We start from the raw sequence: 12,523 nt of genomic DNA on the forward strand, positions 1-12,523 counted from the left end.
CGAAACGGCAGTCAAGGCCGCATACGCCGAGGACAAGGTCTTCAAGAACGACGTGCAGCAGGAGGGCTTGAAGGCGCTCGCGTACATGAAGGAGCATGACTGCCGCGGCATCGTGCTCGCCGGCCGCCCGTACCACGTCGACCCGGAGATCAACCACGGCATCCCCGAGACGATCTGCTCGCTCGGCATGGTCGTGCTGTCCGAGGACTCGATCTGCGAACTGCAGCCGGGGGAGAAGCTCGACCTGACCGAGTTCCTCGCGGCCGGCGAGCACGATGCCGCGGCAGTCATGCTCCTTCATGTACGCGAGCGCCTTCAAGCCCTCCTGCTGCACGTCGTTCTTGAAGACCTTGTCCTCGGCGTATGCGGCCTTGACTGCCGTTTCGGCCTCCTCGCGCGTCACGTTCGCCCACGCGAACTCCTCGACGATGCGTTCGACCATGAGCTCGTGGTTGGCGAGGTTGAAGTACGGGTGCATGTAGCGCACGCCCTCGTCGCGCAGTTCGGGCATGTTCGCGCCGACGACGAGCGGATAGTTGGCCACGACCGGGCAGTTGTAGTGGTTGTCGGTGTTCGGCACGAGGTTGTCCTCGTAGCTCACGCACGGATAGAAGATGGTCTTGATGCCCTTGTTGAGCAGCCACTTGATGTGGCCGTGCACAAGCTTGGCCGGGTAGCAGATGTTCTCGGAGGCGATCGATTCGATGCCGGTCTCGAACAGTTCGTGGCTGGACCGGCCGGAGATCATGACCTTGAAACCGAGCGACGTGAGCAGCGTGAACCAGAACGGGTAGTTCTCGTACATGTTGAGCGCGCGCGGGATGCCGATCTCTCCGCGGGTGGCCTTCTTGTCGGTCAGGCGACGGTAGGCGAAGCAGCGCTTGTACTTGTAGTCGTACAGGTTCGGGCGGTCGCTTCGCTTCTTCTTCGCGTCGCCGCCGCGTTCGCAGCGGTTGCCGGTCACGAAGCGAGAGCCGTCGGAGAACGTGGTGACGGTGAGCTTGCAGTGGTTCTGGCACAGCTTGCACACGTCGCGTTCGGTCGTCATCGACATGTTGTCGAGCTCGTCGCCGGACAGGATCGACGATGCGGTGTGGTGCACGCCGTCGACGACGACCTCGTTCCGGTGATCGTCGGCGACGTCGGCCGCATTGGTCACGTCGACGCCGGCCATGTCAGCGGACTTGGCCGCGGGATCGACGACGCTCGCGGCCGCGGTGGCCGCGTCGTTCGCAGTACCGTTCGTCGACTCGGCCGACGTGCCGTCGACGAGCACATGCTCGTGATCGTCGTCGGCGACGTCCTCGTAGTGCATGCGCGCGGTGAGCGCCGCGCCGTACGCGCCCATGAGGCCGGCGATGTTCGGTCGGGTCACCTCGCGTTCGGTGAGCAGCTCGAACGCGCGCAGCACGGCGTCGTTGAGGAACGTGCCGCCCTGCACGACGACCGTGTCGCCGAGTTCGCCGGAGTCGCGCAGCTTGATGACCTTGTACAGCGCGTTGCGCACGACCGAATAGCACAGGCCGGCGGCGATGTCCTCGATCGAGGCGCCTTCCTTCTGCGCCTGCTTGACGGACGAGTTCATGAACACCGTGCAGCGCGAGCCGAGGTCGACCGGATGGGTCGAGGCGAGCGCCTTCTGGGTGAACTCCTGAATCGTCAGGCCCATCGACATGGCGAAGGTCTGCAGGAACGAGCCGCAGCCGGACGAGCACGCCTCGTTGACGGCGATCGAGTCGATCACGCCGTCGGTGATGGCGAGGTACTTCATGTCCTGGCCGCCGATGTCGATCACGGCCGTGACGCCGGGGCTGACCATTTCGGCGCCGCGGTAGTGGGCCATCGTCTCGACCACGCCCTCGTCGAGATGCAGGCCGGTGGTGATCAGGCCCTCGCCGTAGCCGGTCGCGCAGGATCGTGCGATCCACGCGCCTTCCGGAAGCTCGGACTGGATCTTCTTGACGATGTTGATGGCCGCGGTCAGCGGGCTGCCCTCGTTGTTCGCGTAGCTCGACCAGACGATCTCGCGGTCGTCGTTGACGAGCGTGGCCTTGATGGTGGTCGATCCCGCGTCGATGCCGAGGAAGTGCGGGCCGTGCGCGCCCTCGAGCGTGCCGATGTGGACATGCTCGCGGTGATGACGCTCGTTGAACGCCTCGCGGTCCGCCTCGGTCGGGAACAGCGGCGGCATGGTGGGCGTGTTGGACGGCAGGTTCTTGAGTTCGTCCAGACGCGCGAGGATGTCGTCGCAGGTGCGCGCCTCGAAATGGTGGCCTTCGTCGTCCTTGTCCATGTCGGCCTGCAGGGCGGCGCCGTACGCGACGTACAGGTGCGCGTTGGTCGGCACGATGAACTCGTCGACCTTGCCGTCGAGCGCACGCTGGAACGCGGCGCGCAGTTCGCTCATGAAGAACAGCGGGCCGCCAAGGAAGATGACGGTGCCATGGATCGGGCGGCCGGAGGCGAGGCCGGCGATGGTCTGCGTGGCGACGGCCGTGAAGATCGACGCGGCGAGGTCCGGCTTGGCCGCGCCGTCGTTGATGAGCGGCTGCAGGTCGGTTTTGGCGAACACGCCGCATCGCGACGCGATCGGATACAGGTTCTCGTAGCTTTTCGCCATCTCGTTCAGGCCGGAGGCGCCGGTGTCGAGCAGCGTGGCCATCTGGTCGATGAACGCGCCGGTGCCGCCCGCGCACGAGCCGTTCATGCGCTGTTCCGGAGTGGGCTTCAGGTACGTGATCTTCGCGTCCTCGCCGCCGAGCTCGATGATGACGTCCGCGGCCGGATACTCCTTGTCGATCGCCTCGGTTTCGGCGATGACCTCCTGCACGAACGGGACGTGCATGCTGTCGGCGAGCGCGAGGCCGCCGGAGCCGGTGATGGCGAGGCGGATCGGCTCGTCGCCGCGGCCGCGCGTTTCGAGCTCCTTGTGGATGTCGACAAGCAGTCCCGCGACGGTGGCGCGCACGTTGGCGTGATGGCGGCGATAGTCGGAGAAGATGGTGTCGCCGAGCGAATCGGACTGGTCGAGCACCACGGCCTTGACCGTGGTGGAGCCGATGTCGAGTCCCACGCGCAACGGCTTCGTATCGTGGCCCGCGGCCGCGGTATGTGCTTCGTTCACCATGCCAACCTCTTTAACGAATTTCCGGGGCGCGGATATCCTGTTGTTCCGGCGCTCGCGGGGGTGTTCGCACTGGCGTCCGCATCCCCGGCGGCGCAACGCGTTCCGCGCATTGCCCGGCCTCTCAGGTTCCTTACTCTAGTCTGAAGCCCCGCCCAAGGGCCCGTTCCCGGGGCCGGTTCGGCGTGATTTATCTAACAGAGGAAGCGGCAAAACCCCGCGCGTTGCACGGTTTTGTCGGATTGCGGGCCGGACGATGGGTGGATGGAGTGACGTCTCCTCACAAAGTTCGCACGATAATGGAGCGCGTGCGAACTTTGCGAGGATTCAGGGCCGTCAAACCTCATAAAGTTCGCACGCCCGTCGTTATTGCGCGAACTTTGCGAAGTCCGGCGTTTCAGCTGGCCTGCGAGTCCTCACCGGACAGACGGTCCTTGAGATAGATCTCGGGGATGTCGCGCTCCTGATCGTGCAGTCCGGCCCAGATGACCGGCTTGCCGGCCGCGAGGGAGGCGGGCACGTCGAGGATGCGCTGGTTCTTGGATCCGCGGAACTGCAGCAGCGAATCGTGCTGCGACTTGATGTACCGGCCGTCGACGAGGACGTCGATCAGTCGCAGCAGTTCGAGCTTGTCCGGCGTCTCGCCGGGGCGCATGAGCTCCTCCCACGTATATCCCGTCCAGCACCAGATGTCCTTGCTCTGGCCGAACTCCTCGCGGATGCGCCGCGCGAGCGGCACGAGCACGGGCGTGTTGAGCAGCGGTTCGCCGCCGAGGAACGTGATGCCCTGCACCCATGGCGCCTTGAGATCGTCGATGATCTTGTCTTCGAGCCGCTGCGTGTATTCGTGGCCGGCCTGGAAGTCCCAGATGGACGAGTTGAAGCAGTCGACGCAGTGGAACGGGCAGCCGGACACGTACAGTGAGTTGCGCACGCCTTCGCCGTCGGTGACGATGAACGTCTTGTAGTCGGCGATCATGAGCTTGGACATGCGCCGTCCGTCCCACTGCCCGGCGCGCGGATTATTCGCCTCGTCGGTCGGAATCGAGGGTCCCCTCCCGGTCTCCCCCGCCGCGAAATCATGCAGGCCCATCTTCCCGTCCATCATCGTCTCCATCATCATCCGTCGTCATAACCGACAAGAGACGATCCGTAACCATACGGATCGTCTCTCAATAATCTTCCGCTTCGCCAAACGTAACGTAACGGATCGGCGAGTGGACTGGGTCAGGAATGCGTGTCGAGACCGTAAAGACTTGGCCAGAGCGGCCCGGAGCGTGTCGCGATACGCATTCCCGACCCAGTCCACGGACACCCGATCACAGGAACGTTACTTAGCTTCTTCGAACCACTCGCGTTCGGTGCCGTCCGACAGCGTCACGTGCCCGGTCTCGCCGCTCATGTGCTTGACGCGGTGCGAGATCTCCTCGTGGCGGCCGTGCACCATCGGGCGCTGGACCGGGTTGCCGAGGTAGCCGCAGGTGCGCTTGGTCACGTTGCACTTGTCCGGGTCGGAGTTGCCGCACTCAGGGCACTTGAAGCCCTCGTCGGTCGGCTCGAAGTCGCCCTGGAAGCCGCACACGAAGCAGTGGTCGATCGGCGTGTTGGTACCGAGGTAGCCGATGCCGATGTTGTAGGCATAGTCCCACACGGCTTCGAGCGCCTTCGGGTTGTCCTGCAGGCACGGGTACTCGCAGTAGTTGATGAAGCCGCCGGAGGCATAGTACGGGAAGTCCTTCTCGTAGTTGAGCTTCTCCATCGGGGTCGGCTGCAGCCAAACCGGGTAGTGGAACGAGTTGGTGTAGAAGTCGTGGTCGGTCACGCCCTCGATGCGGCCGAACTTCTCGCGGTCCATGCGGTTGAAGCGGTCGGTGAGGGACTCGGCCGGCGTGGAGTACACGGAGTAGTGGTAGCCCTCCGCCTTGCTCCACTGCTTGCACAGCTCGCTCATGCGCTTGACGATCGAGAGCGCGAACTCCTTGCCTTCCGGATCCCAGCCGTGGTCGCGGATCCAGTTCTTGCCGTAGAACACGGCGGTCGTCTCCGCCAGTCCGATGTAGCCGAGCGAGACGGTGGCGCGCTCGTTCTTGAACAGTTGGTCGACGTTGTCGCCCGCGCCGAGGCGGCCGAACGCGCCGAAGCGGAACAGGGTCGGGGCGTTGACCGGCGTGGCCTGCTTGCAGCGCATGATACGGAACTGCAGGGCCTGGTGGGCGACCTCCATGCGCTCCTCGAACAGCTTCCAGAAGCGGGCCTTGTCGCCGTGGGATTCGAGCGCGATGCGCGGCACGTTCACGGAGACGACGCCGAGGTTCATGCGGCCGTCCTCCTCGTCCTTGCCGGTGGCCGGGTTGATCCAGCCCTGCAGGAAGGAGCGGCAGCCCATCGGCGCCTTGAAGGAGCCGGTGATCTTGACGATGTTCTCGTAGAAGACGACGTCCGGGTACATGCGCTTGGTGGCGCATTCGAGCGCGAGCTGCTTGAGGTCGTAGTTCGGGTCGCCCTTGTCGGCGTTCACGCCGTGCTTGAGGGTGAACACGAGCTTCGGGAAGATGGCGGTGTGGTGCTCCTTGCCGAGGCCGCGGATGCGGTTGAGCAGGATGGCGCGCTGGATCTCGCGGGCGAACCAGTCGGTGCCGAGGCCGAAGCCGATGGTCACGAACGGGGTCTGGCCGTTGGAGACGCGGTTGGAGTTGATCTGGTACTCCATGGTCTGCATCGCGTCGTAGATCGACTTGCGGGTGCGGATCTTGGCGAGGATCTCGCGCTCCTGCTCGAGCTCGTCGACGTCGGTGTGGAACGGGGTGTCCATCGGCAGCGGCTCGCGGTTGCCGAAGTGCAGCTTGGACGGCTCGTTGGCCTTCGCGTTCTCGACCTGGCGGCGGGCGAATTCGACCGGCATGCCGTCGGGGATGGTCTCGCGGGCCTCCTCGAGGAACTTCTCGTAGTCCTTCTTCGCGTAGACGGCGAGGTGCTCGTCGGCGCGGTTGGCGGTCTGGCCGCCGTACTGGCTGGAGGCCACGTCCTTCATGATCTGGGTGATCTGCGTGGCGGCGATGGCGATGGACTTCGGGGAGGCCATCGGCGCGTTGCCGAGCGTGAAGCCGTTGGCGAGCATGTCCCAGAAGTTCGGGAGGCTGCAGTTGGACTGCGCGGTGAACGGCGAGTAGTCGGCGTCGTGGAAGTGGATGTCGCCCTTCATGTGGGCGTTGGAGACGGCCGGCGGCAGCATGTTGAACGCGGCGGCCTTGGAGACGGCGCCGGCGAGCAGGTCGCGCTGCGTGGCGTACACGTTGGCGTCCTTGTTCGCGTTCTCGTGGATGAGGGTCGGATCCTGGTTGATGAAGCGGGCGACGGCCTCGTTGACGTCCGTGGCCTTGGCGCGCTGGATGTCCTTGTCGAGACGGTAGTTGGTGTAGGCGCGGGCGACGTCGTACAGGTGCGCGTCGATGAGCGCGTGCTCGACGAGGTTCTGGATGTCCTCGATCTTGGCCGGGCCGTTGTAGCGCTCCTTGATCTCGCCTTCGACCTGGTTGGCGAAGCCGCGGATCATCTTCTCCTCTTCGGGGCCGACCTCCTTGTCGAGGTCGCCGAAGGCGGACTTGACGGCCTCGATGATGTTGACCGGGTCGAAGTCGACCACGCGGCCGTCACGCTTCTCCACCAGCACGGTGCCGACGGCGCCGCGGGTGCCCGATGCGGTGTCGTTCATCATCTGAGCTTCCATCTGAAGTCCTTCCATAGATTTGCCTGTTCCCGTCTGTCTTCACTTATCCGGACGGCCCTTGCGGACCGGTGTCGCACCGCCGCGCCTTGCGCGGCCTTAAGTACTGTACGGCAACCCCAACCCGATATCTAGTGGCGACGCGCCGTCTCAAACCTAAATATAGTGGTCATCGGCGGAATGACGCCGGAAAACGACAATGTGTGATTTAAGTGACGAATCACGTCCCGCGTGTCGCGGCGTGCGCCCGTCCGATCCCGCGCCGGCGTCCCGCCGTGCTCCGGGCCAAGGGCCGAAACGAGGATACGGCATGGCATGCCCGGACACGCCGTCGTCCGGCCGGTGGGCGAATCTGGAGGGCATGAACCAGGATATGGGATACCTCACGGGCATGCCGTCCTTCGCGGGCGGCAACGCGCCGGCCGCGCCCCGGCCGATCGACCAGCTGCCGCGGCTGGCCAGCCAGACCACGGCGGAGAACCCATGGCCCGTGTCCGTGCTGAGCCAGAAGTTCCACGTCGCCGTGGACAAGTGGCCCGCGGCGTGGATCTGCGGGCAGATCACCGAGATCAACACGCGCCGCGCCGGCTCGGCGTATCTGACCGTGCGCGACGACTTCGAGGACGTGGCGATCTCCGTCTCCGGCTGGCGCGACTTCGCGCGCAAGGCCGCCGCGTTCCGGCAGGGCGACCGTGTGGTGATCCACGGCAAGGCCGACATCTGGATCAAGCAGACGCGACTGAGCTTCATCGGCGACGACATCCGCAGGCTCGGCTCCGGCGGCGGGCTCAAGGAGCAGATCGACGAGCTGCGCCGCAAGCTCAAGGGCGAGGGCCTGTTCGACGCGGACCGCAAGATCCCGCTGCCGGAATTCCCCTCGTGCATCGGGCTGATATGCGCTCCGCAGGCCCGCGCCGAAGGCGACGTGATCACCAACGTGAACCTGCGTTGGCCGTCCGTCAGGTTCAAGGTCGTGCACGCGCACGTGCAGGGACCGCAGTGTCCGCCGGACATCGTCGCCGCGATCCGCATGCTGGACGCCGATCCGGACGTGGACGTGATCATCGTGGCCCGCGGCGGCGGCGCGTTCGAGGATCTGATCGGCTTCTCCGACGAATCGGTCGTGCGCGCGGCCGCCGCGTGCGAGACGCCGATCGTCTCCGCGATCGGGCACGAGGACGACTGGACGCTCATCGATCTGGCCGTCGATCTGCGCGCCTCCACGCCGACCGACGCGGCGAAGAAGGTCGTGCCGGATGTCAACGAGCAGTGGCAGCTGGTCACCGGGGCGATCGAACGCATGCGCATGCGCATCGAGGCACGCGTGACCAACGAGATACGGCTCGTCGACGGTTACGCGAACCGGCCGAGCCTGACCCGGCCGCTGACCATGCTTGAACCGCACCAGCGGTTCATCGACGAGGCGCGCCGGCGCATGGACATCGGACTGCGGCGCATCACCGACGACGCCAGCCTGACCATCGAGAAACTGCACGCCAGCCTGACCGCGCTCAGCCCGCAATCCACGCTCGACCGCGGCTACGCCGTCGTGCAGGCCGCCGGCGGACATGTGATCGACGATCCGAGCACGGTCTCGACCGGAGACCCGATCACCGTCACGCTCAAGCACGGACAGCTCAACGCCACCGTGTCCTGAGCCGGCCCGCATCCGCCCAACACGTACCAACCATCCCGGAACACAAAGGAACACCCATGACCGACAAGACCAACGACACGCAGACCACCGCATCCTCCCTGACCGACAAGGAGCGCGAGGCCATCGCGCAGATGCCCTACGAGGAGGCCCGCGACAAGCTCATCCAGGCCGTGCAGGCGCTCGAGGCGGGCGGCCTGAACCTCGACCAGTCCATGCGCCAGTGGGAGATCGGCGAGGCGCTCGCCAAGCGCGCGCAGAGCCTGCTGAGCGACGTCAAGGCCCGGCTCGACGCCGCGCAGGCCGAACAGGCCGCCAGCGCCGACACCGCCGGAACTCAGTCGAACCTCGACTGAGTTCTCTTCGCCGCAAGCGGCTCACTTCGCCTACGGACAGTCCACCGGACTGTCCGCTTCACGGCTCAGCCCAATCGAATCTCGACTGAGGCGGCGCCTTCCGTCATCCCACGGCGATGGTGGCAAGCAGCGCGGCGTGATCGGATCCGGGGATCCGCTTGACCTGCATCTGCCCGGCCGTCATGCCCTTGTCGAGCACGACGTGGTCGATGCCGGCGAACCGGGGCAGCGGGAACCGGTCGGCCGGCCACGTGAACGTGAATCCATGGCCGGCCAGCTGCGCCGCGTCCGAGAACCGGTCCCCCAGGAACCCGCGGAACGACGCATGGTCGGTCGTCGCGTTGAAGTCGCCCATGAACACATATCGCACGTTCCCGTGCGAGCGCATCAGTCCGAGCTCGTCGAGCGAACGCTTCCACTGACGCCAGTATCCGCGCGTCGGCGACGTCGTGTGCACCGACACGAACCGCACGTCCGTGCCGTCGAACGTCACGGTGCCGCCCGGCATGAACGAGGCGCTCGAGTTCACGTCGTCGTCGGCAGGGTCGCCGAGCGGCGTGGCCGACCACAGTCCGTTGCCGTACACGCCGTCCGACGTGGACACCTGCGAGTACGGCAGATAGTCGCGGATGCCGGCCTCGTCCAACGCCTGCACGAACTCGTCGGTCGTCTCCTGCAGCGCGAGGACCTCCACGCGCTGTTCGCTGACCAACTTGACGATCGACGCCGCGTCGGCCCTGCCCTTGTACACGTTGCAGGTCATCACGCGCGCGTACGCGTCGCGCGTGTTCGCCGACGCGCCGGAGACGGCCGCGATCGCGGCGGGCGACAGACTCGACGACAGCGACAGGAACGGCCGCTGCCACCATGCCTGCACGACGATGCACGCAACGGCGGCCAGCGCCGCGATCCAGCGACGGCCGGCCAGCGCGAATGCGAGCGCGATGGCCGCGCACAGCGCAAACCATGGCGTGACCGCGATCAGCACCGGCAGATACGGCAGCGCCTGCAGATCGGCGGGCAGCATGCGGGCGAGCGTGCCCGTCAGCGACGTCACGGCCAGCGCCCACGCCAGAACGCCGGCGATGCGGCGGGCCGGGGACGGCGACGGCGGAACGGAGGCTCGGGTCTTGCGATTGGATCGTCCGGCCCCGTTGGAACGGCCGGTGCCGGTCGGTCGGCCGGCACCGGACCGCCGGGCGGTGCCGCCCGACCGGCCGCCGCCCGACGTGCGGCCTGCGCCCGTCGACCGGCTGACGCGCGTCGTCCGGGTTCCCGTTGCGGGACGCGACGCGGATCCGGAGTGCGTCGTCGACCGCCTCGAGCCGCCGTCGTTGCCCGTCCGGCCGTTTGTCCTTGCAACCATGCGCATCCCGTTCCTTTCCGCCACCACCATATCGTGCGCCGCCCGGCCGGCCGCGCATACGCGCGAACCATTCACAGGAGCCACAACGGCGTCGGACGTTCCCGCCACGGCGAGGCGCTGTACGGGCCGCATGTACAATAGAACTTTGTCGCCTCGGTAGCTCAGGGGATAGAGCACCGCTCTCCTAAAGCGGGTGTCGTCAGTTCGAATCTGATCCGGGGCACCGTCACAGGGTCTGAAACCACGCGTTTCGGACCCTGTTCCATATCCCGGCCCTCATGTTTTGCACATACGGGTTCAACGCTGAATCGTCCGAGTGGTCCCGGAATCGCGCTTCGCGCTATTCCGCGCTGCAACGGGTTATCGACATTCGCTATAGGAGGCCCCTTGTGTCGCGCGGCGGCCTGTGGTTTCATGGGTGGCACGGCGGAGGGGACGATGCGCCGCAGACCACGACAGGGGGCAACGATGGTGTACACGACACTCGATTTCGCGGAACGGTATCTGATCAAGACGGAGATACGCCGCATCGAAGACTACCGTCAACGGCCGGATACGGACGGCGAGGGCGGGCGCGCGGCGTTCGACGCGCTCGCCGGCCACTCGATCGACGGCTGACGAAGGCGGCCGACGCACTGTTCCGGCGGAGCCGTCCGACCCCGCCGGAACAGCCCGGCGCGCCCGCGCAGCCGCTATCATGGAGCGCGGAAGACCACGCGACCAATGGAGGCATCATGGCAGGCATCACCAATCCCGATCCGGACGGCATCACGACCAAGGACGGCGCCGACGATACCGCGACGACACCGGCGTTCGACGCGGCGCTCGTCGAACGTTTCTCGTACTGGACGGAAATCGACGGCGACCTTGACGGCTGCGATCCCGAACGGGCTCGCACGATCGCCACGAACCGCTATCAGACGTCCCTGTTCGACCTGCCGCGTTCCGAATACTGGCATGATCCGGACAACGTGGACGCGATCTGCGACATCGCCTACCTGCCGGACGGCGGCACGGACCGTGCGGCCGGGCAGTGCCGCGGCCATCTGCTCGACATCTACCTGCCGCACGAGGCGACGGTGCGAGGCGGGCACACCACGCCCGTGTACATCGACATCCACGGCGGCGGTTTCACCTACGGTTACAAGGAGCTCAACCGCAACTTCAACACGCATCTGGCCTCGCGAGGCTTCGCGGTGGTCTCGCTCAACTACCGCCCCGCCCCGCAGACCGGGCTCAAGGGCCAGCTGGCCGATGTGCAGGCGGCATTGCGCTGGCTGCGCGCGCATTTGGGCGAGTATCCGGTCGATCCGAACGCCGTGTTCGTCACCGGGGACTCGGCCGGCGGCGCGCTCGCGCTGCTCACGCTGGCGATCGAGAACAGCCCGGAGGCGGCCGCCGCGTTCGGCGTCGGGCAGCCGTCCGGGCTGCGGTTTACGGGCGGCGCACTGGTGTGCGGCGTGTATTCGCTCGCCTCGCCCGCGGCCGTGGAGCGCGCGGCCGGCAACGGCATCGCCTACGATCCGGACAAGCGGGTCACGCTCGAGCGGATGCTCGGCACGGAGTTCTTCGACGGGCTCGACGCGGCCGATCCGACGTATCTGACCGCGGACGGCATCGTGGCCAACGTCGATCTGCCGCCGCTGTTCATCCTCACGTCCAGCGACGATTTCCTCGAGGCGGACGCGCTCGCGTTGGCGACCGCACTGTCGCGCAAGGGAGCGGATTTCGAACTGTCGGACCGCAAGGTCGCGCGTCACGAGACGCTCGGCCACGTCTACCCGGTCGGCATGACGTGGCTTGACGAAAGCCAGCAGGCGCTCGACGCGATCGCCCGGTTCTCGTTCGACCGCTGCTGATCGTCTTTGACCGACTTGCCACGACCGTCCGCGGCTGACCGTGCGCGATCGATCGTGCACAGTCAATCGCCGCGGCAGGCTACGAGCGCGCGGCGAGCACCGCATCGATGACCGCGGCGACGCCCCGATCGTTGTTGCTCGGGGCCAGCCAGCCGGCGTGTGCGTGCATATGCTCCTCGGCGTTGGCCACCACGTAGCCGTGGCCAGCCTCCTCGAGCATCTGCACGTCGTTGTACGTGTCGCCGAGCGCGCACGCGTCCGCGACATCAATGCCGAGATGCTCGCACAGGCGGGCGAGGCCCGAGCCCTTGTTCACGCCGGGGTTCATCATGTCGATCCACATCCTGCCGGCGTTCGTCACCATGTAGCGGTCCGACCATGCGTCCCGGTAGGTTTCGCGGTAGACGTCCTCGGCGTCGTTGCCGGGGAAGAACACGGTG

8 protein-coding genes, 1 tRNA gene and 2 pseudogenes are annotated in these 12,523 nt (G+C 66.3%); 6 read left to right on the forward strand and 5 right to left on the reverse strand.

Translation table 11 applies throughout. The annotated features are described in order from the left end of the window. Window positions 1–52: 52 nt before the first annotated feature. Window positions 53–154, forward strand: a pseudogene (locus tag JS533_RS12430) (hypothetical protein); the annotation flags it as partial. A gap of 105 nt (window positions 155–259) precedes the next feature. Here JS533_RS12430 and JS533_RS12435 read toward each other — a convergent pair. The 3 genes and pseudogenes from JS533_RS12435 to nrdD all read right to left on the reverse strand — a co-directional run. Beyond that, window positions 260–3,127: pseudogene (locus JS533_RS12435) on the reverse strand (acyl-CoA dehydratase activase); the annotation flags it as partial. A 394-nt stretch (window positions 3,128–3,521) separates the two neighbouring features. Then, window positions 3,522–4,229 (reverse strand): anaerobic ribonucleoside-triphosphate reductase activating protein, encoded by a 708-nt coding sequence (nrdG, locus tag JS533_RS12440; RefSeq protein ID WP_241515037.1) that lies wholly within the window; start codon window positions 4,227–4,229, stop codon window positions 3,522–3,524. 225 nt (window positions 4,230–4,454) lie between these two features. Next, entirely contained in the window at window positions 4,455–6,851 is a 2,397-nt protein-coding gene (gene nrdD / locus JS533_RS12445; protein ID WP_241515026.1) for an anaerobic ribonucleoside-triphosphate reductase, read from the reverse strand. A 358-nt stretch (window positions 6,852–7,209) separates the two neighbouring features. Between nrdD and xseA the strand changes: the two genes are divergently transcribed. Beyond that, complete coding sequence (gene xseA / locus JS533_RS12450) at window positions 7,210–8,505, forward strand: exodeoxyribonuclease VII large subunit (protein ID WP_420838664.1); 1,296 nt, start codon at window positions 7,210–7,212, stop codon at window positions 8,503–8,505. 56 nt (window positions 8,506–8,561) lie between these two features. Then, on the forward strand, window positions 8,562–8,858 hold the full coding sequence (locus JS533_RS12455; RefSeq protein WP_241515028.1) for an exodeoxyribonuclease VII small subunit: 297 nt from the start codon (window positions 8,562–8,564) through the stop codon (window positions 8,856–8,858). A 103-nt stretch (window positions 8,859–8,961) separates the two neighbouring features. Here JS533_RS12455 and JS533_RS12460 read toward each other — a convergent pair whose 3' ends face one another. Further along, window positions 8,962–10,224: an endonuclease/exonuclease/phosphatase family protein gene (locus JS533_RS12460; RefSeq protein WP_241515030.1), complete on the reverse strand. Its 1,263-nt coding sequence runs from the start codon at window positions 10,222–10,224 to the stop codon at window positions 8,962–8,964. Between the two features lie 150 nt (window positions 10,225–10,374). On the opposite strand from JS533_RS12460, the gene JS533_RS12465 reads away from it, so the two are divergent. The 3 genes from JS533_RS12465 to JS533_RS12475 all read left to right on the forward strand — a co-directional run bounded on the left by JS533_RS12465 (window position 10,375) and on the right by JS533_RS12475 (window position 12,083). Then, window positions 10,375–10,447: transfer RNA gene (locus JS533_RS12465), tRNA-Arg, on the forward strand. A gap of 245 nt (window positions 10,448–10,692) precedes the next feature. Continuing rightward, a complete protein-coding gene (locus tag JS533_RS12470; RefSeq protein ID WP_241515032.1) occupies window positions 10,693–10,842 on the forward strand; it encodes a hypothetical protein in 150 nt (49 codons plus the stop codon). 116 nt (window positions 10,843–10,958) lie between these two features. Then, window positions 10,959–12,083, forward strand: a complete 1,125-nt coding sequence (locus JS533_RS12475; RefSeq protein WP_241515034.1) for an alpha/beta hydrolase — start codon at window positions 10,959–10,961, stop codon at window positions 12,081–12,083. A gap of 79 nt (window positions 12,084–12,162) precedes the next feature. Here JS533_RS12475 and JS533_RS12480 read toward each other — a convergent pair. Continuing rightward, the coding region (locus JS533_RS12480) for an HAD hydrolase family protein (protein WP_241515035.1) at window positions 12,163–12,523 on the reverse strand (361 nt) is incomplete at its 5' end.

This window comes from Bifidobacterium amazonense, assembly GCF_018555435.2.
GTDB classification, from domain to species: domain Bacteria; phylum Actinomycetota; class Actinomycetes; order Actinomycetales; family Bifidobacteriaceae; genus Bifidobacterium; species Bifidobacterium amazonense.